General features: G+C 70.0%; 27 protein-coding genes and 1 pseudogene. 12 read left to right on the top strand and 16 right to left on the bottom strand.

Annotation, left to right across the window (positions count from 1 at the left end; genetic code table 11):
* The first annotated feature begins 124 nt into the window (after positions 1–124).
* The 3 genes and pseudogenes from Aph01nite_RS22900 (at position 125) to Aph01nite_RS42675 (ending at position 1934) form a co-directional block, all read left to right on the top strand.
* Positions 125–670 (top strand): TetR/AcrR family transcriptional regulator, encoded by a 546-nt coding sequence (locus Aph01nite_RS22900; protein ID WP_204043011.1) that lies wholly within the window; start codon positions 125–127, stop codon positions 668–670.
* Positions 671–1038: 368 nt separating this feature from the next.
* A complete protein-coding gene (locus Aph01nite_RS42220; protein ID WP_275419274.1) occupies positions 1039–1233 on the top strand; it encodes a Tn3 family transposase in 195 nt (64 codons plus the stop codon).
* A 9-nt stretch (positions 1234–1242) separates the two neighbouring features.
* A pseudogene (locus Aph01nite_RS42675) lies at positions 1243–1934 on the top strand (Tn3 family transposase).
* 88 nt (positions 1935–2022) lie between these two features.
* Here the strand turns inward: Aph01nite_RS42675 and Aph01nite_RS22885 are convergent.
* Together Aph01nite_RS22885 and Aph01nite_RS22880 are read right to left on the bottom strand one after the other, a co-directional pair.
* Positions 2023–2220, bottom strand: a complete 198-nt coding sequence (locus Aph01nite_RS22885) for a hypothetical protein (RefSeq protein ID WP_204043008.1) — start codon at positions 2218–2220, stop codon at positions 2023–2025.
* Entirely contained in the window at positions 2217–2546 is a 330-nt protein-coding gene (locus tag Aph01nite_RS22880; RefSeq protein WP_239161889.1) for a winged helix-turn-helix transcriptional regulator, read from the bottom strand. Before Aph01nite_RS22880 ends, Aph01nite_RS22885 begins: the two co-directional genes overlap by 4 nt.
* A 75-nt stretch (positions 2547–2621) precedes the next feature.
* Between Aph01nite_RS22880 and Aph01nite_RS22875 the strand changes: the two genes are divergently transcribed.
* The 4 genes from Aph01nite_RS22875 (at position 2622) to Aph01nite_RS22860 (ending at position 6198) form a co-directional block, all read left to right on the top strand.
* The gene (locus Aph01nite_RS22875) at positions 2622–2987 is read left to right on the top strand and encodes a DoxX family protein (protein WP_204043007.1); all 366 of its coding nucleotides are present in this window, start codon (positions 2622–2624) and stop codon (positions 2985–2987) included.
* Positions 2988–3024: 37 nt separating this feature from the next.
* Positions 3025–4008 carry an alpha/beta hydrolase gene (locus Aph01nite_RS22870; RefSeq protein ID WP_204043006.1) on the top strand — a complete coding sequence of 328 codons (984 nt, stop codon included), beginning with the start codon at positions 3025–3027 and terminating at the stop codon, positions 4006–4008.
* The gene (locus Aph01nite_RS22865; RefSeq protein WP_204043005.1) at positions 4005–4532 is read left to right on the top strand and encodes a cupin domain-containing protein; all 528 of its coding nucleotides are present in this window, start codon (positions 4005–4007) and stop codon (positions 4530–4532) included. Before Aph01nite_RS22870 ends, Aph01nite_RS22865 begins: the two co-directional genes overlap by 4 nt.
* Before the next feature lie 664 nt (positions 4533–5196).
* Complete coding sequence (locus Aph01nite_RS22860; RefSeq protein ID WP_204043004.1) at positions 5197–6198, top strand: TerC/Alx family metal homeostasis membrane protein; 1002 nt, start codon at positions 5197–5199, stop codon at positions 6196–6198.
* Positions 6199–6216: 18 nt separating this feature from the next.
* On the opposite strand, the gene Aph01nite_RS22855 is transcribed toward Aph01nite_RS22860, so the two are convergent.
* Positions 6217–6690: an Lrp/AsnC family transcriptional regulator gene (locus tag Aph01nite_RS22855; RefSeq protein WP_204043003.1), complete on the bottom strand. Its 474-nt coding sequence runs from the start codon at positions 6688–6690 to the stop codon at positions 6217–6219.
* 113 nt (positions 6691–6803) lie between these two features.
* Between Aph01nite_RS22855 and Aph01nite_RS22850 the strand changes: the two genes are divergently transcribed.
* The 3 genes from Aph01nite_RS22850 (at position 6804) to Aph01nite_RS22840 (ending at position 9081) form a co-directional block, all read left to right on the top strand.
* Positions 6804–7883 (top strand): Glu/Leu/Phe/Val family dehydrogenase, encoded by a 1080-nt coding sequence (locus Aph01nite_RS22850; RefSeq protein WP_204043002.1) that lies wholly within the window; start codon positions 6804–6806, stop codon positions 7881–7883.
* A gap of 148 nt (positions 7884–8031) precedes the next feature.
* Positions 8032–8454 (top strand): hypothetical protein, encoded by a 423-nt coding sequence (locus Aph01nite_RS22845; protein WP_204043001.1) that lies wholly within the window; start codon positions 8032–8034, stop codon positions 8452–8454.
* 99 nt (positions 8455–8553) lie between these two features.
* Entirely contained in the window at positions 8554–9081 is a 528-nt protein-coding gene (locus Aph01nite_RS22840; protein WP_204043000.1) for a DUF302 domain-containing protein, read from the top strand.
* Here Aph01nite_RS22840 and Aph01nite_RS22835 read toward each other — a convergent pair whose 3' ends face one another.
* Genes Aph01nite_RS22835 through Aph01nite_RS42495 form a run of 3 tightly spaced genes read right to left on the bottom strand, consistent with a single transcriptional unit; the run spans position 9082 to position 11360 of the window.
* Positions 9082–10023, bottom strand: coding sequence for an epimerase (locus Aph01nite_RS22835; RefSeq protein WP_204042999.1), 942 nt, complete (start codon positions 10021–10023; stop codon positions 9082–9084).
* Positions 10024–10046: 23 nt separating this feature from the next.
* On the bottom strand, positions 10047–11054 hold the full coding sequence (locus Aph01nite_RS22830) for an NAD(P)-dependent alcohol dehydrogenase (RefSeq protein ID WP_204042998.1): 1008 nt from the start codon (positions 11052–11054) through the stop codon (positions 10047–10049).
* Between the two features lie 9 nt (positions 11055–11063).
* Positions 11064–11360, bottom strand: a complete 297-nt coding sequence (locus tag Aph01nite_RS42495) for a hypothetical protein (RefSeq protein WP_307836793.1) — start codon at positions 11358–11360, stop codon at positions 11064–11066.
* Between Aph01nite_RS42495 and Aph01nite_RS42490 the strand changes: the two genes are divergently transcribed.
* Positions 11349–11540, top strand: a complete 192-nt coding sequence (locus Aph01nite_RS42490; protein WP_307836792.1) for a VOC family protein — start codon at positions 11349–11351, stop codon at positions 11538–11540. The genes Aph01nite_RS42495 and Aph01nite_RS42490 overlap by 12 nt on opposite strands.
* On the opposite strand, the gene Aph01nite_RS22820 is transcribed toward Aph01nite_RS42490, so the two are convergent.
* The 9 genes from Aph01nite_RS22820 to Aph01nite_RS22780 all read right to left on the bottom strand — a co-directional run bounded on the left by Aph01nite_RS22820 (position 11537) and on the right by Aph01nite_RS22780 (position 19785).
* Positions 11537–12400 (bottom strand): ABC transporter permease, encoded by an 864-nt coding sequence (locus tag Aph01nite_RS22820; RefSeq protein WP_204042997.1) that lies wholly within the window; start codon positions 12398–12400, stop codon positions 11537–11539. The genes Aph01nite_RS42490 and Aph01nite_RS22820 overlap by 4 nt on opposite strands.
* Positions 12397–13380 (bottom strand): ABC transporter ATP-binding protein, encoded by a 984-nt coding sequence (locus tag Aph01nite_RS22815; RefSeq protein WP_204042996.1) that lies wholly within the window; start codon positions 13378–13380, stop codon positions 12397–12399. The genes Aph01nite_RS22820 and Aph01nite_RS22815 overlap by 4 nt, the downstream gene beginning before the upstream one ends.
* On the bottom strand, positions 13377–14453 hold the full coding sequence (locus Aph01nite_RS22810; protein ID WP_204042995.1) for a hypothetical protein: 1077 nt from the start codon (positions 14451–14453) through the stop codon (positions 13377–13379). Before Aph01nite_RS22810 ends, Aph01nite_RS22815 begins: the two co-directional genes overlap by 4 nt.
* Complete coding sequence (locus tag Aph01nite_RS22805) at positions 14437–15066, bottom strand: sigma-70 family RNA polymerase sigma factor (protein ID WP_204042994.1); 630 nt, start codon at positions 15064–15066, stop codon at positions 14437–14439. Before Aph01nite_RS22805 ends, Aph01nite_RS22810 begins: the two co-directional genes overlap by 17 nt.
* An 80-nt stretch (positions 15067–15146) precedes the next feature.
* The gene (locus tag Aph01nite_RS22800; protein ID WP_204042993.1) at positions 15147–16133 is read right to left on the bottom strand and encodes an NAD(P)-dependent alcohol dehydrogenase; all 987 of its coding nucleotides are present in this window, start codon (positions 16131–16133) and stop codon (positions 15147–15149) included.
* Positions 16134–16331: 198 nt separating this feature from the next.
* A complete protein-coding gene (locus Aph01nite_RS22795) occupies positions 16332–16805 on the bottom strand; it encodes a DUF417 family protein (RefSeq protein WP_204042992.1) in 474 nt (157 codons plus the stop codon).
* A 107-nt stretch (positions 16806–16912) separates the two neighbouring features.
* Positions 16913–18289, bottom strand: coding sequence for a sensor histidine kinase (locus tag Aph01nite_RS22790; RefSeq protein WP_204042991.1), 1377 nt, complete (start codon positions 18287–18289; stop codon positions 16913–16915).
* A gap of 174 nt (positions 18290–18463) precedes the next feature.
* On the bottom strand, positions 18464–19438 hold the full coding sequence (locus Aph01nite_RS22785) for an alpha/beta hydrolase (protein ID WP_204042990.1): 975 nt from the start codon (positions 19436–19438) through the stop codon (positions 18464–18466).
* Positions 19439–19470: 32 nt separating this feature from the next.
* Positions 19471–19785, bottom strand: coding sequence for a putative quinol monooxygenase (locus Aph01nite_RS22780; protein ID WP_204042989.1), 315 nt, complete (start codon positions 19783–19785; stop codon positions 19471–19473).
* Positions 19786–19943: 158 nt separating this feature from the next.
* On the opposite strand from Aph01nite_RS22780, the gene Aph01nite_RS22775 reads away from it, so the two are divergent.
* Positions 19944–20849 carry an AraC family transcriptional regulator gene (locus tag Aph01nite_RS22775; RefSeq protein ID WP_204042988.1) on the top strand — a complete coding sequence of 302 codons (906 nt, stop codon included), beginning with the start codon at positions 19944–19946 and terminating at the stop codon, positions 20847–20849.
* A gap of 2 nt (positions 20850–20851) precedes the next feature.
* Here Aph01nite_RS22775 and Aph01nite_RS22770 read toward each other — a convergent pair whose 3' ends face one another.
* On the bottom strand, positions 20852–21922 hold the full coding sequence (locus Aph01nite_RS22770) for a threonine aldolase family protein (protein WP_204042987.1): 1071 nt from the start codon (positions 21920–21922) through the stop codon (positions 20852–20854).
* Positions 21923–22007 lie beyond the last annotated feature (85 nt).

Raw genomic sequence — 22007 nt, 5'->3', positions numbered from 1 at the left:
CGCAACCCAAATGTAGCCGTTTCTTCGTCAACTGCAACATCAATGTTGCAATAGATAGATGAGATGAATCTCACTATGGGATGATGGCGCTGTAATCACCACTGCTGGTTAGGATCGCCGGACCATGAGAGCCGATGCCGCACGCAACCTGTCCTCCGTCCTCCGCACCGGGGCCCGCCTCCTGGCGGAGGATCCAAGCACGTCGATGGCGGCCATCGCCGCTGCGGCGGGTGTCGACCGCACCACCGTTCATCGCCGCTTCGCGAATCGGGAGGCGCTGCTGCGCGCCGTCTTCCAGGCCAAACTCGACTCGGCCGAGCGGGTGCTGGACGAGGCGCGGCTGACCGAGGCCCCGGTGCCGGTCGCTCTCCACCGCTATCTGGAGGGGATCATCCCGGTCGCCCGCGAGTGGCCTGTCGATACGCGCCGCATGATGCAGAAGGACCCCGAAGCCAGCGCTCGCCGTGAAGCGCAGAGTGCGCGCCTGAGCACCTTCATCCAGCGCGCTTGCGATGAGGGCTACCTGCGCGCCGATATCGATGCGGCCTGGGCACGTGCGGTCCTCGACGCACTCGTCGACAGCATCGCCCACCGGTTCCCCGCAGTGGATCCCCCGCAGGCGGCCGACCTCGTCGCGGACGCCTTCCTGCGCGGCCTCGGCGTGACCTGACCCTGCGGGTGAGCCAGTCGCCGGCGCCCCAGCCTTCTTCCGCGCCGTCGCCGTCGGTACCCTGGCCGGCGAGACCATCGCCGTGTCCTGCGGTGCGGACCAGACGCTGCGGGTGTGGATCTTGGGATCGCCGTAGCCGGTCCCCGGGCCGATGCTCGGTGAAGTTCTTTGGTTGGTCGGGTCACGATAGGGCCCATGGCCGGCGGCCGGAACGGCATAAAGGCGTGGCGACGCTACGCCCCAGGCGACGACCACGCATCAGTTCAGACTCATTGAAGAGGCGACACCTGAATAGGCGAGGTCGCCAGCGTGACAACCCTCCTGGCCCGGCACGGCGACGGAGCGGGCGCCCTCGCCCTGTCCACCACATCTGCGGCCACGCCCGACTCGACACCCACCGACGAGTAGGGCACCGCCGACCTGGGTGGACTCAATCGCGTGTACCTGGTTGCACGAGTCTTACCGACGCCCCTTCTCACTCCGATATGGTGTTCGGCCTGCTCAAGATCCTTGGCTACAACTTCAGCCCGCGGCTCCGCGACCTGGACGACCAGCGGTTCTGACGGGCCACGATGCCCGGCGTGGAGACGGGCACGTACGGCGCGCTGGAGGACCTGGCCCGCATCCGCGTCAACCTGAACACGGTGATCACGCACTGGCCGGACATGCTGAGGGTCGCCGGTTCCCTCGTCACTAACCAGGTCCGCGCCTACGACCTGCTGCGCATGTTCGGCCGCGAGGGGCGCTCTACCCCGTGGGGAGCGGCGTTCGCGGAGTACGGGCGGATCGCGAAGACCGAGCACCTGCTGCGAGTAGTCGACCCGGTCGACGACACCTACCGCCGTCAGATGAACCGCCAGCTCACCGTGCAGGAATCCCGCCACAAGCTGGCCCGAGACGTGTGCCACGGCAAGCGCGGCACCATCACCAGGCGTACCACGACGGCATGGAGGACCAGCTCCACGCGCTCGGTTGGGTCCTCAACGCCATCGTGCTCTGGACGACCCGCTACATCGACGCCGCCGTCGCCCAGTTCCAGGCCGAGGCCACGAGATCCGCGAGGAGGACATTGCCCGGCTTTCCCCGCTCAAGCACGCAATTTGAACCTGCTCGGCCGCTACGGCTTCACCGCCAGCGTCCCGGCCGCCGGCGCCCTACGACCGCTGCGCGACCCGGACGCGCCTGGCCTGGACGAGGACGACGAAGCCGAGGAGCGAGCACGCTGCTCGGCATTTACCGGACGCCCTCAGCGGCGAGAGCGTAGGCGGTCTTAAGAAGACCTTGGGCACTACCAGGTCATCGAGTACTGCTCAGCGGCGCTCAGCAAGGGTCGAGCGCATCAGTGCCGGGCTCTAGATTCCCAGTCCGATCAGGACGATCAAGTTAACACTGGCTGGCTCTTCGATGGTCTTTCGCCGGGCGGAGGAGACCACGCCTTCACCGCCGTCGACGCCTGCGTGGATGACGCCACCACTGCCAGATTCATCGAGGATCGTCCGGCCGCGGCGAAAGCCCTGCGGGGCAGCAAGTTGTGCCGGTAGCCCGTTCATTCGGGCAAGTTGGCCTCGGCCCAAGCGGACAGTTCACGCAGAGCGGGCAGTAATGCCTGGCCCTTCTCCGTGAGCTGGTAGCTGACCGTAACCGGTGGCCCGGGGTCGACCGTTCGCTCGACGAGTCCCGCCGCGGACAGTTCGGCCAGCCGCTCGGAGAGCACCGAGTCATGAATCTTGCCGACGGCACGGCGCAGCTCGGCGAAGCCGGCCGGGCCGTCGAGCAAGGTCCCCAGGATCATGCCGTTCCAGCGCTTGCCCAAGAACGAGAAGGCGCGGACGAGTGCGGCGCTGCACGCGCGCTCCTGGTGCTGGGGATCACTCACCTCGATCACTCCTCGAGCTTACCCGGATGTGCTACCTTTCCGAGGAGCTAGTAAAAAACAAGTCACTACGAAAAGATGAAAGAGTACGTGGTCATGGCTTTCGTCACTGATATCGCTTCCGTTCTGCTCGCGCTCGTGCTGCTCGTCTCGGCGTACGGCAAGCTGCGTCATGCGCCCAGTCAGGTGCAGACCTTGACCCGAGTCGGCGTGGCACAGCGGCTCATTCCGGTGCTGGCGGCGCTTGAGATCGCGGGGGCGCTCGGCCTGCTGGCCGGACTGTTCTGGGCACCGATCGGCATCGCCGCAGCGGCCGGCGTCGTCGCCTACTTCATCGGCGCGGTCGGTTCCCACCTGCGCGTCAAGGACTTCAACGTCACCGCGCCCGCCGTTCTGCTGCTCGCCGGCGGCGCCATCCTCACCCTGTCCATCGCCACCCTCTGACCAGGCGACTCATCTTCCTCACGTCAAAGGAGTAACCATGACCGCGACCATCGCTCGCCCGCCGTACGACCCGGAACTGGCTCAAACACTCAACGCGCTCAAAGAAATGCTGCCCGTGACGGTCACCGCGGACATGATTCCAGCGCTACGCACGATGACCGCGGGCCGGTCCACGGCCGAGCTGGCCATCGGTGATCGACCCATCGAACACCAGACCATGGTCATCGACGGCTTCGACGGCGCCGAGATCGAGGTCTCGGTACTGCGGCGCCGCGACCACACCACCGCCACAGCCGGCGTCTACTACGTGCACGGCGGCGGCATGATCTTCGGCAACCGTTTCACCGATCTGGGCCAGCTGGCCGGTTGGGTCGACGAGTTCGACGTCGTCGGGGTGAGCGTCGAATACCGGCTCGCCCCCGAGTTCCCCGACCCCTACCCGGTGGAAGATTCCTATGCCGGCCTGACCTGGATGGCCGCACACGCCGACGAGCTGGGCATCGACCCGGATCGCATCATCGTCGCCGGAGCCAGCGCCGGCGGAGGCATAGCGGCGGGCACGGTCTTGCTCGCCCGAGACCGGCAGGGGCCGTCGGTGCTTGGCCAGATGCTGTTCTACCCCATGCTCGACGACCGCGACACCACGACCTCAACCCATCAGTACGAGGGCATCGGCATCTGGGATCGCGGCAGCAACCTCACCGGATGGACCGCACTGCTCGGCGAGCGCCGCGGCACCGACGAAGTCTCCATCTATGCCGCCCCGGCCCGCGCCGAACACCTGGGCGGCCTGCCGGTCACCTATCTCGACTGCGGTTCGGCCGAAGTCTTCCGAGACGAGGACGTCGCGTATGCCTCCGCACTGTGGGCAGCCGGCGTCCAAGCCGAACTGCACGTCTGGCCGGGAGGTTTCCACACCTTCGACACCATGGCGCCCAATGCGGCGCTCACCACCCGCATGCTCGACGCACGCATCACCTGGCTACGCCGACTGCTCAACACCACCGAGGAGATGGCATGACGTTCACCCCCCCTCCCATTCCCGACCAGGACGACCCGCGCTGGACCCGCAAAGACGCCATCTTCGTCCCCCGCGGCGGCGGCGTCACCACATGGGTGATCGGAGACACGACCACCGTCAAGATCAGCGGAAAGCAGACTGGGGGCGCACTAGGCGTACTCGAAAGCTCCGTCCCACCCGGCGGAGGCGCGATCGCCCACTCCCACGGACGCGAGGAGGAAGCGTTCTACGTCCTCGACGGCGACTTCTCCTTCATCAACGGCGACGAAGCCATCGCCGCCGGCCCCGGAGACTTCCTCTTCGTCCCACGCGGCAACCGCCACGGCTTCACCAACACCGGAAAGCTGCCCGGCCGACTGCTCACCTTCATGCTCCCCGCCGGTCACGAACAATTCTGGCTCGACAACGGCATCGATCCCGCACCTGGCAAGCCCGCACCGATCTGGGGCCCCGAGGAACTCGCTGCCCTCATCCCCGAACTAGCCAAACACCGGGTCACCCTGATGCCCGACCCCAACCCATAAGCCGCCAACCTACGCCGGACCACTATCAACAAGCCGCGACACACACTCTCCCGTCGAAGCGTGCAGACCCACATCCGCATTTGCGAGCTTGTAACCCGTAGTGTGTAAAGCTGATTTGGTTGCTTTACCTGATGCGGCCTGGGGTGAAGGCCTGGGAGAACGCGTGGGACCGGGTGATCCCGTTCCTGGGTCTCCAGGGGGCGGCGCGGGGGAGACGGCCGGACGGCGGTTGACGGCGTGGGATCGCGGTGGCGTCGGCCACAGGACGGCATTGGTGATGATTGCGGAGATCGTCACCAAGAGACCCAACAGAATCTCAAGAAACACGGTGTCCGACATGGGGACCCCTCCCGTGACCACGAGGACGAAGGTCTTCCCGCACCCTCCCGCCGTTTCGCGGTAGGGCCACCCCGCCGGGCCTGCCTGCGCTGGGACCGTGCTGACGATCGGGGTGTCGGACGGCGGGTACTCCCCTCCGTGTTTCCCTCCACTATTCATCCAGCTCAGAGCCCGGGTCAAATGTCGACTAGCCTGGAGGGACGAGGGGAGTACTTCCCAAGAGCTGATCCCGGTCAGTACGGACGTCTCAGCACGTTTCCCGGGCAGCCGCCCGAACGGCGGGCGAAGGAGACCTCGAACGGCGAAACACGTTCGAGGAGGTTCCATGCCCACCGAGGCGGCCCCGACAGTAGCCGATCTTGAAACGATCGGCTCGCCGGCCCTGTGGACGATCACCATCGCCGCACTGATACTGCTGCTGACCGTGGACTTCATCCTGACCCGGCGCCCGCACGAGATCCGGATGGGCGAGGCGGTCGGCTGGTCGGTCTTCTACCTGGCACTGCCCCTGATCTTCGCCCTGTACGTATGGGGAGCTTTCGGGACCGGCGTCGCGATGGAGTTCTTCACCGGTTACGTGGTGGAGAAGTCCCTGTCGGTGGACAACCTGTTCGTGTTCATGCTGCTGCTGTCCGCCTTCGCGGTGCCGGACGCGCTGGCCCAGCGGGTCCTGCTGTTCGGCATCATCGGCGCGCTCGTGCTGCGCGCGATCTTCATCGCGCTCGGCGCGGCCGTCCTGCAGAGCGGCACCTGGGCGTTCCTGCTGTTCGGCGCGATCCTGATCGTCACCGCCGGGAAGATCGTCAAGGACGCGCTGGGCGGGCACGCGCGCGAGGTCGACATCTCCTCCATGCGCACCGTCCGGCTGCTGCGGCGCCTCATGCCGATCACCGACGACTACCGCGGCACCCGCCTGGTCGTCCGCGAGAGCGGTCGCCGCGCGCTGACCCCGCTGGCGCTGGCCGTCGTGGCCGTCTTCGCCACCGACATCGTCTTCGCCGTCGACTCGGTGCCCGCGGTGTACGGCGTGACCCAGGACCCGTTCCTCGTTTTCGCCACCAACGCCTTCGCCCTGCTGGGCCTGCGCGCGCTCTACTTCGTGCTCATGGGCGTACTGACGAGGCTGCGGCACCTCAATCACGGCCTCGGCGTCATTCTGGCCTTCATCGGGATCAAGCTCATCCTGCACTGGGCCCACGGCGTCTGGACCTGGGTCCCGGAGATTCCCACCCCGATCTCGCTGGGGGTGATCGTGGCGGTCCTGCTCACCGTCACGATCACCAGCGTGCGCGCCAACCGCCGTGCTCCCGTGCCCGCCGGACGCTGACCCGGCCGGGGCCGTCGGTCACTCGCGGGGGAGCACGTCAGGGAGCCTGGCGGGGGCGGCGTCGTGGACCTGCTGGAAGATCATCGAGGTGCGGAAGCCGGCGATCTCCCGGCGCTTGCTGAGCTGGTCGAGCAGGAAGGCGTGCAGGTGGTCGAGATCCTGGACGGCGACGTGGAGAAGGAAGTCGTCGCCGCCGCTCAGCACGAAGACGCTGAGCACTTCCGGCATGGCGCTCGCGGAGTCCTTGAAGGCGTTGATGATGGTGCGGCTGAGGGGGCGTACCTGGACCGAGACCATGGCCTGGACGCCGCGGTTGAGCGCGGCCGGGTTGATCTCGGCGTGGTAGCCGCGGATGACGCCGCGGCGGGTCAGCGCCCTGACGCGTTCCAGGCAGGTGGAGGGCGCGACGCCGAGCCGGCGTGCCAGTTCGCGGTTGGACTGCCGCGCATCTGTCTGGAGGAGCTGGATGATCCGCGAATCAAGTTCGTCCATGTACGGGATTCTGCCGGTGATTCCGACCATACGTACGGCGAGGGCCCCATCACGCGGCTGGACATCCGATACTTCCCGGGAACACCGCTCGTATGACGGGGAGGTCCGACGACATGTCCATCCTCGACCACGAACAGGTCCTGATCCGTACGGGGCCGCGCTCACGCCTGCCGGTCATCGTCGCCGTGCATTCGTCCACGCTCGGCCAGGCGGTCGGCGGCTGCCGGCTCTGGCACTACGCCGATTGGCGGGACGGCCTAGCCGACGCGCTGCGCCTGTCCGCCGGCATGACCGCCAAATGCGCCGTGGCCGGGCTGGCGAACGGCGGCGGCAAGACCGTCGTCGCCGTGCCCCCGGGGGTCGAACTGGACGCGGCCCTGCGCCGCGCGGTGCTGGACGACGTGGCCGACACGATCGCGTCCCTGGACGGGGGCTATGCGACCGGACCGGACGTCGGTACGACTCCGCAGGACATGGCGGTCATCGGTGAGCGCACCCCGCATGTCTTCTGCAAGCCGGCAGAGCACGGCGGCAGCGGCGACTCGTCACCGGCCACCGCGCTCGGCACGCTGGCGGCGCTGCGCGCGGTGAGCCGGCGCCTTCACGGCACGCGGGCGCTCGCCGGGGTGCGCCTGTCGCTGGTGGGGCTGGGCAGCGTCGGGATGCGGCTGGCCCGCCTGCTCGCCGAGGAGGGAGCCGACCTGCTGGTCAGCGACATCGACCCGGCCAAACGGGCGGCGAGTGAGGAACTCGGCGCCACCTGGGTCTCGCCGGAGGAAGCCCTCACCGCGGACGCCGACATCCTCGTCCCGGCCGCGCTCGGCGGCATCCTCACCGGGGACGTCGTGCCGCGTCTGCGCTGCTCCGCCATCGCGGGCCCGGCCAACAACCAGCTGGCCACCGAGGCCGTCGCCGGCCTCCTGCATCGGCGGGGCATCGTCTGGGTGCCCGACTACGTGGTCAGCGCGGGCGGAGTCATCAACGCGCTCACCCTGGAGCTGCACCACGAAACCCCCGCCGCGGCGCGGGAACGCGTCGAAGCCATCGAGCACACCGTCGCCGACCTCCTCGACACGGCGGAACACCGGCAGATGACACCCGCCCAGGCGGCGAAGGATCTGGTCCGGCTCCGCCTCGACGCCCCTTCCGCCACCGCTTCCACAGAACGAGAGCCTGCCCGGCTCAAACCCTGATCAGGTCGGCAAACGCCGCCTTTCTCCTTCTTCGGCACATGGATGGTCCAAAAATCGATCTTGACCACGCGTGTCACGCTTCGCGACAGCATGACCACGATACGTTGTCAATTCGCCAATCCATCTTTCGAGCGAAGGAAACACCGATATGTTCAGCAGCAAGCGAGCCCGTACGCTGATCGCGATGTCCGGGCTGGCCGCCGGGCTGGGTCTGTGGGCCCCCGCGCCCGCGTCCGCGCACGAGGTGCCCGGCCCGATCGCCGCCGCGAACGCCACGGCGGCGGCGAAAGTGTCCTCCAGCGGCGTCCTGTTGCGGGCCAAGGGCATCAGGTCCCTCGTCAAGCCCTACCGGGGCGTCTACTGCATCACCTTCGAGGACGCCACCCTGCCGGTCGCCGGGCTCACGCCGATCGCGACGCTGACGGCCACCGGGTACACGCCGTGGGGCATGGCGATGGTCCGCACCACGCCGACCGTCGAGTGCGGCAACAGCGCCGGCGTCCTGACCGTCATCACCGGAACCGCCAGGTCGGGCCGCCGTGACCTGCCGTTCTACCTGGTCGTTCCCTAACCTCTCGCCGTGGCGGCCCGCCCGTGCGGGGCGGGCCGCCCGCCCGGCCCCCGTTGTACGGTGGACGAACAGGCCCTCGTTCACCGAAGGGGGAACAACATGGCCGTCCACACCGCAGACAAGCCATACGAAGCCCATCGGCTGACCGTTGACACGGGCACAGGATTCGACGAGTTCCGGGACAGGTACGAGCAAGCGGTGCCGGCTCTGGACATGCCCGTCTTCGAGCACCTCATGGCGGAGAACGCCGACTGGCCGGCCGTCCTGCGGGCGACCGAGGAGAACGCGCCGCACGGCTTCATCATCTACTGGTCGTTCGACAACACCGCGCTGCTGCGGCTCTCCGGCGACCGCTGGCGCAGCGTCCAGTACCTCATGGGCAACCACACGATCGCCCAGCGCATGTTCCACCACAACCCGACCGTCATGCTGTACGCGCCGCTGCGCACCACGATCTGCGAGGACGCCGACGGCGTGACCCGCTTCAGCATCGACCAGCCCAGCGCCCAGTTCGGCGGCTTCGACGACCCCGCCATCACAGCGGTCGGCGTCGAACTCGACCACAAGGTCGCCGACCTCCTCGACTACCTCGGCGCCCCGGTACCGGCCCAGCTCACGGCGGCCTGATCAGCCGCCGCGCGCCACCAGGTCACGCACCGCGTCCGGCCATCCGGGCAGCTCGAACCTGAAGCCCGCCGCGAGCAGCCGCCCCGGCACCACCCGGCGGCTCTTCAGCAGCAGCTCGGTGTCGCCGCGCAGCACGAACGCGCCGATCTCGGCCATCCAGCGGGTGGCCGGCAACCCCACCCGCACCCCGGCCGCGCGCCGCAGCTCCGCCATGAACTCCCGGTACGGCAACGGGCCCGGCGACGCCAGATTGACCGGCCCTTCGAGGTCTTCCCGGGCCAGCAGGAACTCCACGGCCCGGACGAAGTCGCGGTCGTGAATCCACGACATGTACTGCCGGCCGCCCCCGACCGGCCCGCCGAGGCCCAGCCGGGTCAGCTGCCACAGCTGGTGGAACGCCCCGCCCCGGCCGGGAGCCATCACGATGCTCGTCCGCAGCGCGACCTTCCTCGTGCCGGGCGTGGGTGCTTCGGCCTGCGCGCGTTCCCAGTTCTTCGCGATCTCGACGCTGAAGGCCCAGTAGCCGGGCACCCCGTCCTCACCGCCGCCGATGATCCCGGTCTCCTCGTCGTTGGCCTGGTCGTACCGGTGGGCGTAGATCGTGGCGGTGCTCATCTGCAGCCACGTACGCGGCGGGCGGGCCGCCTGGGCGATGGCCGCGCCCACGACGGCGGCGGAGTCGACGCGGGAGGACATCATCTCCCGCAGGTTGGCCTGGGTGTACCGGCAGTTCACGCTGCGCCCGGCCAGGTTGATCACCGCGTCGGCGCCGTCGAGCTCGGCCGTCCACCCGCCCGGGGTGCGCCCGTCCCACAGCACCGTACGGGCGCCGGGCACCTGGATGTCCGCACGCCGGCTGACGATGACGACCTCGTGACCCTCGAAGGCACGCGCCAGCAGGAGGCCCAGATGCCCGGTGCCGCCCGGTATGACGATCTTCACTCCGATACCCCCGACGGAAGCGTCTACAGCGTGATGACGATCTTTCCCCGGGCCGTGCCCTCGGTCAGGTGCCGGATCGCGGCGGGTACCTCGTCCAGGGAATAGGTCCGGTCGATGACCGGGGTGAGCTTTCCGGTCTCCAGGAGGTCCCGGAGGGTGGCCATCAAGTCCTTCTTGTCCGGCACTGGGGTGTTCAGGTTCGGGAGTTGCTTCACGAACATCGAGAGGGTCATCAGTTTGATGAAGCGGGGCAGGCTGCCCAGCCATCGGCCGCTCGCGTCGCCGTAGCGGTCGTGGCCGATGAGGACGTACTTCCCTTCGGGGGTGAGCGCGCGGCGGCAGTCCGCCAAGGAGTGGTTGCCGGGGACGTCGAAGATCAGGTCGTAGCGTTCGGCGTTGCGGGTGAAATCGTCGCGGGTGTAGTCGAGGACGTGGTCTGCCCCCAGTGAACGCACCATGTCGAGTTTGGTCGTGTGGTCGACCCCGGTGACCGTCGCTCCGTACGCCTTGGCGAGTTGTACGGCGATGGCTCCCACGCCGCCCGCGGCGCCGTTGACCAGCACACTTTGGCCTGGTCGTACCCGATCGGGTGGGAAGTTCTGGAGGGCGATGAGGCCGGAGGTGGGGACGGCGGCGGCCTGTTCGAAGCTGATGGTGGCGGGTTTGAGGGCCAGGCCGTCCGGTGCGGTGGAGACGTACTCGGCGAAGGCACCGCCGTTCTTCCACTGGTTGCCGCGCAGGGTCTCGCCGAACACCTCGTCGCCGGGCTGGAAGCGTGTCACGTCGCGGCCGACGGCTTCGACGCGGCCCGCCACGTCCGTGCCCGGCACGCGGACCTTCGGCCGCCGCAGCCCGGCCCCCATGATCCGCAGCACGTACGGCCGGCCGGCCACCACATGCCAGACGTCCGGATGTACGGAGGCGGCGCGCACCCGTACCAGCACCTCGTCGTCCTTGACCTGGGGCTTGTCGATCTCCCGTACGGCGAGCGCGTCGGGGGAGCCGTACGTGTCCTGGACGACCGCCTTCATGCCTTGAGCCTATGCGGCGAGATCGTACGCGTAGCGGTTGAAATATCGGGCAAAGGCAGGACTCATGACGAGTCTGCGGGGATTCAGCACGATCAGCTTCTGGGCCGACGACGTCGCGGCGGCCGTGGCCTGGTACACGGAGTTCCTGGGCGTGGAGCCGTACTTCACGCGGTCAGGGCCGACGGGCGGACGGCCTACGCGGAGTTCCGGATCGGTGACTACCAGGCCGAACTCGGCATCGTCGACCGCGGGTACGCGCCGCCGGGCGCGGGGGCCGAACCCGGCGGCGCCGTGATGTACTGGCACGTCGACGATCTCGACGCCACCGTGGACCGGCTGCTGGCGTTGGGCGCCAAGGAGTACCAGCCGGTCACGCCGCGCGAGGCGGGGTTCGTCACCGCCTCGGTGGTCGACCCGTTCGGCAACGTGCTGGGCGTCATGTACAGCCCGCACTACCTCGACATTCTCGCCTCTCGCCCGGGCTAGAGGTCGCGGCGGCGGAAGGCCAGGACCGCGAGCCCGAGCACGAGAGCCACCCAGAGCGCCGTCCACGCCAGATAGGCGGGCGCGAGCGGAGCCACGCTGAGGAACGGGAAGCCGCCCTGCAGCGCGGGACCGCCGGCCTGCGCCAGCGCGAGCGGGTCCTGGAAGGCGTGCATGGCCCCGCGCCACAGGCCGTCCGTCGGCAGGAGCATCCGGGAGACGGTCCCGACCTGGGCCACGCTCTCGTTGCCGAGGGCCAGGCCGACGCCGCCGACCACGCCCGCGATCCAGGTGGCGCCGAAAAGGCCGACCGCCACGATGCCCGACGCCATCGGCGAGATGGCGGTGGACAGCAGCAGGCCCAGCGTGAGCAGCACCGCCGTCTGCGCCGCGAGCAGCGCCAGGCCGGTCACCGGCTGCGGCGGCCAGTAGCCGACGGTCACCCAGACGATGACGAACTGGGCGAGCCCGGCGACGACCACGAAGCCGGCGCCGAAGATCACGAGGCCCAGCCACTTGCCCAGCAGCACCGCCGAGCGGCGGACCGGCCGGGCCAGGACCGCCAGGGCGATGCCGGACTCCATCTCACCGGCCAGCGTGGGCCCGGCCAGGAACGCCGTGCCGAGCGCGGCGATCAGGCTCAGGCCGAACATCACCAGGTTGATCACCTGGGAGGCCACCAGCCTGGCCTCCCCGGTGGTGAGGGTGGCGCCGTCGAACTCCATGTGGAGCAGGCTGGAGAATCCCCAGGCGCTGAGCCCCAGCAGCACGACCATCAGCAGGCCGAGTGAGCGCAGCACCCGGCGGCGTGCGGCCTCCCGCAGGGTGAGGGCGGCGAGGGTGAGCACGGTCCGGGCGGTCATGAGCGGTCACCGTTCGTGTCGGCGTTCGTGTCGGCGCGGAGGATGTCCAGCAGGCGTTGCTCCAGGCTGATCCGCCCGGGTTCGACCGCGTGCACGCGTACGCCGAGGCCGACCAGGTCGGCCACCAGGTCCGGCACCATGGCGGTGTCCTGCTCGGCCGGCAGCGCGACGGTGAAGGCGTCCCCGCTGCGCGTGAGCTGCCCGGCGGCGGCCAGCCGGGCCTCGGCCGCCGCGCTCACCCCGTCGAGGCGCAGCCGTACCTCGCGCTGGCCGAGCAGTTCCGCCAGGGTGCCGGAGGCGGAGACCCGGCCCTTGTCGAGGATGACGACCCGGTCGCAGACCCGCTCGACCTCGCCGATGAGGTGCGAGTTGAGCAGGACGGCGACCTGGCGCTCCTTGAGGACCAGCAGCAGGTCCCGGACGTCGGCCCGGCCGACGGGGTCCAGGGCGCTGGTCGGCTCGTCCAGGATGACCAGGTCCGGGCGGGCCACCAGCGCGACGGCCAGTCCGAGCCGCTGCTGCATGCCCTTGGAGAAGCCGCCCACCCGGTCCCGAGCGCGGTCGGCGAGGCCGACGGTGGCCAGGCACTCGCGCCGCTCCTGCTCCGGAACCACGACGCCCGCGAGCCGGACGTGCAGGGCCAGCACCTCGGCGGCGGTCAGCCACGGCTGGTACCGGAAGAGTTCCGGCAGGTAGCCGACGCGGGCCCGGGACCGCGGATCTCCCGACGGCCGCCCGAGCAGCAGCACCTCGCCCGCGTCGGGCCGGACCAGGCCGAGCAGCATCTTGATGACGGTGGTCTTGCCGGCGCCGTTCGGCCCGAGCAGGCCCACCACCTCGCCGCGGCCGACGGTGAAGGACACGCCGTCCACCGCGATCTGTTTCCTGTACCGCTTGCGCAGGCCCGAGCACCACGCCGCCGGAGCGGGAGGCAGGTCGGCGAGCAGCTGCCGCGCGGTGTCCAGGGAGGGCCCGATCATCGGTCCCACCGCAGTTCACGGGCCACCGACAGCACCTCGTCGGCGTCCAGCGAGCCGGCCACCACCGTGATGTTGCCGTCGATCACCCAGACCACCGCCGCCATCGCGCCGTCCCGCGAGGTGAGCACCGTGGCCGGCACGCCGCCGACGTCGGCGGCGGTGCTCGCCAGCTGCTCGACCGACGTGAACAGGGGGAGCGTCATCCCGTCGCTGGAGAAGGCCCGCAGCTGCGACGCGACGTTCTCCGGCAGGATGCGCAGGGACAGCAGGTAGTCGCGGGCCGTCTCGAAGGGTACGCCCGAGGAGGCGGCGGTGGGGGCGACCGCGCGCGCCACGACCAGGGCCGGCACCGGGCGTCCCGCCGTCCAGGCCGCGGCCAGTCCCGGGCCCGCGCTCAGCTGGAACTGGCTGCCGTCCAGGCCGGGCGGTGGCGGCACCGGCGTCTGCCCGGCCGCCTTGGTCGTCTGCGCGGCCTTCGCCGCCGAGAAGGTGAACACCCCGCTCACCCGCCCGAGGACGTGGTACGTGGGATCACCCGTCACGCCCTTGGGCAGCCTGCTCACCCGCGGCACGGAGAGGCCGGTGGCCTTGGCCGCGGCGCCGGCGTCGGCGACCTGGCGGATGTCCACCTCCTCGGTCACCTGGACCTGGCCGAAGGCGTCCAGTTCCGGCAACTTGACCAGCTCGGACTCGGGCGCGACGACCGGGGCGATCTGCTCGGTACGGAAGATCTGCAGCCAGTCCGCGGCGGCCGCGGCGCTGCCTCCGATCAGGAGGGCGACGACACTGACGGCGGCCACCAGCGGGCTGCGCAGCAGCGCAAGCCGGCGGCGGCGGGGGACGACAGTGCCGGGCCGCCCTTCTGCGGCGCCGGCCAGGCGGCGCCACCCGGCGTCCACGTCCACGGTGGAATCAAAGCTCAGCGCGGCGCCGACGGCCGCCGCGTCCTCCTGGGCGGACGCCAGCCCGGCCAGGCACACCGGGCAGCCCGCGACGTGCTCGCGATCGGCGTCGGCGACACCCGCTGGCTCGTCCACGAGCCGGCGCAGCGTGCCGTCAGTCGGATGACGCATGATCGTTCAACTCCTTGCGCAGGGCGGACTCGGCGCGTCGCACGATGGTGCCCACGCTGCCGGGGGAAAGATCGAGGGCGGCGGCGACCTCGGCGTAACTGAGGCCGCTGTGCCGCAGGACGAGGGCGACGGCCTGCCTGCGGGGGAGCCGCGCCAGCGCCACGCGCACGCGGCGGCGTTCGTCGCGGGTAACGACCGCGTCGGCGATGTCGGGGCTGACGGCCTGGCCGTCGTCGGCGGCCTCCTCGCGGGAGGCGCGGCGGCGGCCGGAGCGCAGGTGGTTCAGCGCGGTGTGCGCGGCGGCGACCGACAGCCACGCCTGCGCCTCCCCGGCCGGCACCTTGGAGCGCCCGAACGTCAGGAACACCTCCTGGGCCACGTCCTCGGCCTCGTCCCTGGCTCCGAGCACCCGCGCGGCGACCGCGACGACCCGCGGATAGGCCGTCCGGAAGACCTGTTCGAGGTCGGTCCGGACGGTCCCCTGTCCCGGGGGACTCGACACCACCACGCCGTCCTTCCAGTTCGCTCGCCTGACCGCCGCGCCCTGTCCTTCACCGGACAGAACGGCCGGCAGTGCGGCGGCCGGTGCGCTCCCATGCCCTGCAACGTCCACACCTGTAGAGCACCGCCGACTCCCCGCATGTGACAAACCTGGCCACGGAGTTAAGAGAACTTGACGTCATGGGATCGAGGTCAGTTGTCGTCGTGGTCCATGGTGATGAGGACGGAGCCCTGCTTGCGGCCGGAATCGACGCGTCGGTGCGCCTCGGCGGCCTTGGTGAGCGGGTAGCGCCCGTCGATGGCGGGCTTCATCTGGCCGGCTTCGGTGATCTGGGTGAGGTATCGCAGGTCCGTGGCCTTGTCGGCGGCGGGACGCAGACCGGTGAAGGCGATGACCGCCCGCTTGTCGCCGAATCGCCGCGTCCAGAACGACTGCAGGAAGATGCCGGGCGAGGGGGTGGTGGAGAGGTAGACGCCGCCGCTCTTCAGCACGCGCCTGCTCCGGGAGAACGAGCTCTTGCCGGCGGCGTCGAAGACGACGTCGTAGGCGCGTCCTGGGCGGGTGAAGTCCTCCTGGGTGTAGTCGATGACCTCCTCGGCGCCCAGCGCTTTGACCAGCTCCAGCTTGGCGGTGCTGCACACCCCGGTGACCCGCGCCCCGAAGTGCTTGGCGAGCCGCACCGCGGCCGAGCCGACGCTGCCGGCGGCGCCGTTGACGAGGATCTCCTGGCCCTCCCGCAGCTGTGCCTTGTCCCGGAGGAAGGGCAGGGCCGTCAGCACGCCGTCCAGTACGGCGACGGCCTCGGCGTAGTCCAGGCCGGCCGGCATGACCGCCAGGGCCCCGTCCTCAGCCACGCACACGTACTCGGCGTGGGCGCCTAAGGCCGGACCCGTGTCCCCGAAGACTCGATCGCCCACGGAGAAGCGGGTCACGTCCTTGCCGACCGCCACGATCTCCCCGGCGAATTCGCCGCCCAGCGTCTTGGCCTTCGGCTTGACGGGGCCGGTGAACATCCGCGAGAAGTAGGGCTCACCGGCACGGAAGATGGCGTCGGTCGCCGTCACCACCGAGGCGTGGATCTTCACCAGCACGTCCTTGTCGCCGGGAGCGGGGCTCCGCACGTCCTCGACGCCCAGGACCTCGGGGGCGCCGTACGTGTAGTAGGTGACTGCCTTCATGGGGGGTGTCCCTTCTCGGTGGAGTCCGGCATGTACAGAATCTTTAACACGTCCAACGTAAAGCGCAGCGAACTTCATGTCAACTATTCTTAACTCCACTTGGCACCCGGGAGCTGTTTTCGCAGGTCAAGGTGGACGGCTACTCCGGGGCTCCGACAGCCGGATCCGCGCGATGCCGTCGTCCCGGCAAGATCGCGATCACCGTCCGCCAGGGGCGGTTTCGCGCAGTGCCTCAGCGGCCGTGGCGAGGCACGCCCCCAGCAGCACGATGTCCTTGAGCAGGAACTGGCCGACGATGGACGGCTTCGGCTCCTTGCGCTTCTGCTGCCAGGCCTCCGGTGTGGTGGCGAGGAAGGTGAGCGTGGTGGCGAACATGCCCGCCCCCGCCAGACTGCCGAGGGCGGAGGCTCTGGGAGCGTACGGCCTGGCGGCGATGAGGCCTCCGATCACGATCTCGCTGACGCCGATGAGCCGGGCCAGTTGCCGTTCGCCGAGCATGGCGGCCAGGCGTGCGAACGGAGGGCTGGAGACGATCAGGGGGCGGATGTTCTCCGTCTCGTACGCCTCGAACTTGAGCCGTCCGATCCAGAGCAGGTTGAGTGCGAGGCCGTATCGGAGCGTGGCGGCTCCCGCACACTGCAGATTCCGGGCAACGGTGTCTCGTGCTCCCATGTGGCGATCCCCCTTCGCCATCGGTTTGCGGCGGTTCGGCCGCGAGCCCCCGGTGCTCGGCGTACCCAGGTCGCGGTGGGTGCTACACCTCGCGGTCTCGTGACCGGTTACGCCGCGGGCCTCTCGGCCGTGTCCAGCAGGGGCAGCCGGAGGACGAACTTGGCGCCCCGGGGGGCGTCCTCGATCAGCAGGGTGCCGCGGTGGGCCTGGGCGATGTCCCGGGAGATGGCCAGGCCGAGGCCGGTGCCTCCGGGTTCGCGGGTCCGGGCCGCGTCGAGGCGGACGAAGCGTTCGAAGACGCGTTCCCGGTCCTTGGGGGCGATGCCGTCGCCGTCGTCGGTCACCGTGATCACGGCATGGCCGTCCGCCCGTTCGGCGGTGACCTCGACCCCGCCGTCGGCGTGGCGGCGGGCGTTGGCCAGGAGGTTGCTCAGGACCCGGATCAGCTGGATGCGGTTGCCCTCGACCCGTACCTCGGGGTCGGCGTAGACGTGCACCGGCACGCCGGCCGGCAGGGTCGCCGTCTCCTCCACGATCAGCGCGCCGAGGTCGACCGGCTCGTGGACGGCGGGGGCGCCCGCGCGGAGGCGGGACAGGACCAGGAGGTCGTCGACGATGGCCACCAGCCGGTCGGTGACCGCCAGCGCCTCGCTGACGGTCTCGCGGGGGTCGACGTCGTCGGGGTAGAGGACGGCCTCCTCCAGGCGGGCGCGCAGCCCGGCGAGCGGGGTCCTGATCTCGTGGGAGGTGGTGGAGGCGAACCGGCGTTGCAGTTCCACCGACTGCTCCAGGCGGGCCAGGGTCCGGTTGACGGTGCAGGCGAGGACCGCGTGCTCGTCGCGTCCCGGCGGCTGCGGCACCCGCAGGCTCAGGTCGCTCACCGTGATCTCCGACATCCGCGTGCTGATCGCCTCCACGCGGCTCATCATCCGGCTCGCGAACCGGAAGTTCCCCCACGCCACGAGGCCGGTGAGCAGCAGGACACCGGCGACGGTGGCGATCGGCAGGGCCGGGGTGGACAGGATGTTCGGCTCGCGCATGGCGGCGTAGACGAAGTGCGTCTCGTTGTGCCAGAACATGCGGTTGGTCTGGGGGAGGAGCCGGCTGGCGGTGAACACGAGGCACCCGTGCTGCGGCGAGCAGACCGTGCCGTTCTCGATCCTGTCGCTGGGCGGGGGCTTCAGCGTGCTCAGCGGCGGCAGGCCCTCCGCCGCCTTGCTGGCGGCGACCACCCGCCCGCGGGAGTCGACCAACTGGAGCAGGTCTACGCTGGTCAAGGGGGTCGCCGTCGGCGTCTTGCCCGGTTCGAAGGAGCCGATCCACTCGGTGGCGGCCCGCTGCGTGTCGTGGAAGGCCTGAGTCCGGGCTCTGTCGAGAACCAGGAAGTCGAGCGTGACGCCGATCACGGTGAGGCAGACCAGCGCCAGCAGCGCGACACCGACCGTGGTGCGCACCCGAATGGAACTCGGCAGGATTGCGGCCAATCTGCCTCCCAAGACTGCCCCCCTCCTTGTAAAAGCCCAGGTCATGGCCTTATCAAGGGTATTCATGAGAAGGGCAGCCACCTACCAAGGCACTCAAAGCCAGACCAAGACATGGCCGACCATTTACCCAAAGCTGACCCTTTTCGGGCTAGTCCCTTGATCGACGCGCGGAATTCACCGTCCGGCCAGGGCTTCTCCCTCCCGTACGTCATGGAGAATCCGGGCGAGCCAGTCGGTGCGCGCCCGGCGAGCCGCGGCGGAGATCCGGGTCTGCGGGTAGAGCGCGTCGAAGCCGTGGAATCCGCCCGCCCAGACGTGCAGGTCCGCCTGCCCGCCGGCCGCCCAGATCCCGGTGGCGTAGTCCACGTCCTCGTCGCGGAAGACCTCGGCCGAGCCGGCGTCGATGTAGGCGGGCGGCAGGCCGGAGAGGTCGCCGGCCCGCGCGGGCGAGACGTAGGCCGGAACCTCCTCGTCGGCGAGGTCGCCGAGTACCGCTCGCCAGCCGAACTCGTTCATCTCGCGGGTCCAGACGCCGGGGGAACCGGAGTACTGCCGGCTCGAGGTGGTGATGTTGCGGTGGTCGAGCATGGGGCAGATCAGCACCTGGGCGGCGATCGCCGGAGTCCCGCGGTCGCGTGCCATGAGGGCGACCCCGGCGGTGAGGCCGCCACCCGCGCTGATGCCCGCGACGATGATCCTCTCGGGGTCGATGCCCAGCTCGGCGGCGTGCTCGGCGACCCAGAGCAGGCCCTGGTAGCAGTCGTCGACCAGCGCCGTGCCGGTGGCCTCGGGCGCCAGCCGGTAGTCCACGGTGACCACGACGGCGTTGAGCTCGGCGAGCCACTCCAGCGGGATGTCGATCTGCGAGAAACGATCTCCCATGATCATCCCGCCGCCGTGCATCCAGTAGACGCACGGCGCTCCCGTCACGCCGCCGGCGGGGCTGATGATCGTGAGCGGGATCCGCGCGCCGTCCGAGGCGGGAGCGGTGACGTCGCGGCGGTCGACCGGGCGGCCGTTGAGGAAGGTCTCGACCGGCGGTGACGGGTACTGGCGCAGCTGCGCGAGCACCTCGGGGCTGAGCGGCGGCATCGGCGGCAGCTCCGCGAGCAGCGCGCCCAGCTCGGGGTCCAGGCCGGGTCGGTTCATGATGGTGTCCTTTCGGTAGTGGATGCGGGGACTCAGAAGGCTTTGCCGTTGACCGGCACGTAGTCGGTGTACGCGGACTCCCCGGCGACCATCGGCGCGATCTTCGCCACGACGGCCTGGGCCTCCGGTCCCGCGAAGATCCGGTGGTGGTCCTCCTCGCTGGTCCAGCCCTCGGTGATGTGGACGACGTCGGGGTTGGACGCCGAACGGGAGACGAGGTAGACGAGGCAGTACTCGCTCGCGCCCGGGTTGCCCTCGTCCAGGCCGGTCAGCAGGAGGTCGACGAGCTCGTCGCCCATGCCGGGCTTGGCGGTCATGGTGGCGTTGAATCCGTAATTGACGATCATGATGGTGCTCCGGTTCTCATCGGCACGGAACCCGGTGGGGTTCGATGACTCAATTTCACCGTCTGGGCCTGGGAGAACGGTAGAAAGATGCTCGCAGGCTCTTGCACGATCCTCTCGTACGCGGGAGAAACCGGCCGGAGATGTGCTGCAATCGGAGCATGTACCTCGACGAGCTCCGCGCCCTGCTGATCCGGCACGCGCGGCCCGACTGGACCACCGCCATCGACGGCGTGCTCATCTCCAAGGTCGAACGCCCGGATCCGCACGGGCCGTCCATGTCCGGCACGGTGCTGGCGGTCATCGCCCAGGGCGCGAAACACCTCGCGCTGGGCGATCGGGTGTACGAGTACCGGGCCGGGCAGTACCTCGTCGCCTCCGTGGACCTGCCGGTCTCCGGCCATTTCATCGAAGCCGCCCCGGAATGTCCGGCTCTCGGGTTCGGGCTCACGCTGGAGCCGTCCGCCGTGGCCGAGGTGCTGCTGGCGGCCGGGCCCGGCGACGTCCCGCGCGACGGGACCGCCGCACCGTCGGGCATCGCCGTCAGCGACGCGCCCGACGCGCTGCTGGACGCCGTGATCCGGCTGCTGCGCCTGCTCGACCAGCCCCGCGACCGGGCGGTGCTCGCACCGCTGATCAAACGGGAGATCCTCTGGCGGCTGATCACCGGCGAGCAGGGCGGGGTCGTACGCCAGCTGGGTCTGGCCGACAGCAGCCTCAGCCACATCGCGCGGGCGGTGCGCTGGATCAGGGAGCACTACGCGCAGGCGTTCCGCGTCGAGGACGTCGCCCAGCTGTCCGGGATGAGCGTGTCCGCCTTCTACCGCAACTTCCAGGCGGTGACGGCGATGAGCCCCATCCAGTTCCAGAAGCAGATCCGGCTGCAGGAGGCCCGGCTGCTGCTGGCCACCAACCCCAACGACGTCACCGGGGTCGGCCACCGCGTCGGCTACGACAGCCCGTCACAGTTCAGCCGGGAGTACCGCCGCCAGTTCGGCGCGCCGCCCAGCCAGGACGCCGCCGACCTGCGCCGCGCCGTACGCGTCCCGGCGGCGGCCCTGCCCTGAGCTCAGGCCGTACGGGCCAGGAGATCGTGGATGAGGGCGACCACCTCGTCCGGGGTGAAGTCCATGGCGTTCTCGCCGACGCCGATCTCGATGGTGCAGCGGCCGGGATCCGGGTTGGAGCGGACCCGGCCGAACAGCTGGTTGCCCTGCTCGGCGAGGATCTCCTCACCGGCTCGCTCCACGGCCCGCCTCCCGGCGGGAAGGTGCACGTGGATCATCGGGGTCTGCGGCGGGTCGGGGTGGGCGCGGGCGGTTCCGTCGGCGTTGATGGCGGCCGCGACGGCGACGGCGTGCGCGCGGTAGGCGGCCATGTCCGAGGCCAGCGTGTCCAGGCGGACCAGCGCGGCCAGGGCCAGCGGCCACGCGTCCCCGATGCCGCCGCCGAGCCGCTGCCGCCACACCCGCGCCGTGTCCACGGTGCCGGCGTCCCCGGCCAGTACGGCACCGCGCACGCCCTGCAGTCCCTTGTAGAGCGAGACGTACACCGTGTCGAACAGGGCGGCGATCTCGTCCAGGGGCCGCCGGTAGTAGGTCTGCGCCTCCCACAGGCGCGCGCCGTCCAGATGCGCCGCGGCGCCGGTGGCCCGTACCCGCTTGACCTGGGCGCCCAGGTCCTCCCATTCCGGCAGCAGGCCGCCGATGTCGCGCTGGGGCAGCTCCCAGACGACCGCCGCGAGCGGTTCCCCGATCGAGGCCAGGTCGTCGGCGGTCATGAGCTCGTGCGCGTCCCCGGCACGCCGTAACCAGAGCCCGTGCACGGCGTTGTAGCCCTGCTCCTCCCACACGTCCAGGTGCGACTGCGGGTGCGCCGCGAAGGCGCGGCGTCCCGACCGGTCGGCGTGTACGCGCAGGGCGACCTGCTGCGCCATCGTCCCGGTCGGGAAGAACAGGGCGCTCTCCTTGCCCAGCAGGGCGGCCAGCCGCCGTTCCAGCACGGCGACAGGACCGTCCGGCCCGCTCGGCGGTGTGTCGTCGTCCACCAGCTCCAGCATGCGCTCCAGCATCACACGCGGCCTGCGCCGATCCGGCGCGTGCAGGAACAACGACCGCCGCGGCGGCGTGATGTCGGGCATGGGGACTCCATCGCTCGTGATGCCTTTGCCTCAAACCATACCCCGGGTGGGTATATGGACCCTCAAGCCGGGGCAGGGCTGGCCC

The sequence above is a fragment of the Acrocarpospora phusangensis genome (assembly GCF_016862995.1).
Classification (GTDB): domain Bacteria; phylum Actinomycetota; class Actinomycetes; order Streptosporangiales; family Streptosporangiaceae; genus Acrocarpospora; species Acrocarpospora phusangensis.
This window is presented reverse-complemented; position numbering and strand designations above follow the sequence as displayed.

Excerpts from the sequence above, each read along its gene's own strand:
- Aph01nite_RS22900 (WP_204043011.1), top strand. The coding sequence starts at position 125 with ATGAGAGCCGATGCCGCACGCAACCTGTCCTCCGTCCTCCGCACCGGG.
- Aph01nite_RS22885 (WP_204043008.1), bottom strand. The coding sequence starts at position 2,220 with ATGAACGGGCTACCGGCACAACTTGCTGCCCCGCAGGGCTTTCGCCGC.
- Aph01nite_RS22875 (WP_204043007.1), top strand. The coding sequence starts at position 2,622 with ATGAAAGAGTACGTGGTCATGGCTTTCGTCACTGATATCGCTTCCGTT.
- Aph01nite_RS22870 (WP_204043006.1), top strand. The coding sequence starts at position 3,025 with ATGACCGCGACCATCGCTCGCCCGCCGTACGACCCGGAACTGGCTCAA.
- Aph01nite_RS22865 (WP_204043005.1), top strand. The coding sequence starts at position 4,005 with ATGACGTTCACCCCCCCTCCCATTCCCGACCAGGACGACCCGCGCTGG.
- Aph01nite_RS22860 (WP_204043004.1), top strand. The coding sequence starts at position 5,197 with ATGCCCACCGAGGCGGCCCCGACAGTAGCCGATCTTGAAACGATCGGC.
- Aph01nite_RS22855 (WP_204043003.1), bottom strand. The coding sequence starts at position 6,690 with ATGGACGAACTTGATTCGCGGATCATCCAGCTCCTCCAGACAGATGCG.
- Aph01nite_RS22850 (WP_204043002.1), top strand. The coding sequence starts at position 6,804 with ATGTCCATCCTCGACCACGAACAGGTCCTGATCCGTACGGGGCCGCGC.
- Aph01nite_RS22845 (WP_204043001.1), top strand. The coding sequence starts at position 8,032 with ATGTTCAGCAGCAAGCGAGCCCGTACGCTGATCGCGATGTCCGGGCTG.
- Aph01nite_RS22840 (WP_204043000.1), top strand. The coding sequence starts at position 8,554 with ATGGCCGTCCACACCGCAGACAAGCCATACGAAGCCCATCGGCTGACC.
- Aph01nite_RS22830 (WP_204042998.1), bottom strand. The coding sequence starts at position 11,054 with ATGAAGGCGGTCGTCCAGGACACGTACGGCTCCCCCGACGCGCTCGCC.
- Aph01nite_RS42490 (WP_307836792.1), top strand. The coding sequence starts at position 11,349 with ATGTACTGGCACGTCGACGATCTCGACGCCACCGTGGACCGGCTGCTG.
- Aph01nite_RS22820 (WP_204042997.1), bottom strand. The coding sequence starts at position 12,400 with ATGACCGCCCGGACCGTGCTCACCCTCGCCGCCCTCACCCTGCGGGAG.
- Aph01nite_RS22815 (WP_204042996.1), bottom strand. The coding sequence starts at position 13,380 with ATGATCGGGCCCTCCCTGGACACCGCGCGGCAGCTGCTCGCCGACCTG.
- Aph01nite_RS22810 (WP_204042995.1), bottom strand. The coding sequence starts at position 14,453 with ATGCGTCATCCGACTGACGGCACGCTGCGCCGGCTCGTGGACGAGCCA.
- Aph01nite_RS22800 (WP_204042993.1), bottom strand. The coding sequence starts at position 16,133 with ATGAAGGCAGTCACCTACTACACGTACGGCGCCCCCGAGGTCCTGGGC.
- Aph01nite_RS22795 (WP_204042992.1), bottom strand. The coding sequence starts at position 16,805 with ATGGGAGCACGAGACACCGTTGCCCGGAATCTGCAGTGTGCGGGAGCC.
- Aph01nite_RS22785 (WP_204042990.1), bottom strand. The coding sequence starts at position 19,438 with ATGAACCGACCCGGCCTGGACCCCGAGCTGGGCGCGCTGCTCGCGGAG.
- Aph01nite_RS22780 (WP_204042989.1), bottom strand. The coding sequence starts at position 19,785 with ATGATCGTCAATTACGGATTCAACGCCACCATGACCGCCAAGCCCGGC.
- Aph01nite_RS22775 (WP_204042988.1), top strand. The coding sequence starts at position 19,944 with ATGTACCTCGACGAGCTCCGCGCCCTGCTGATCCGGCACGCGCGGCCC.
- Aph01nite_RS22770 (WP_204042987.1), bottom strand. The coding sequence starts at position 21,922 with ATGCCCGACATCACGCCGCCGCGGCGGTCGTTGTTCCTGCACGCGCCG.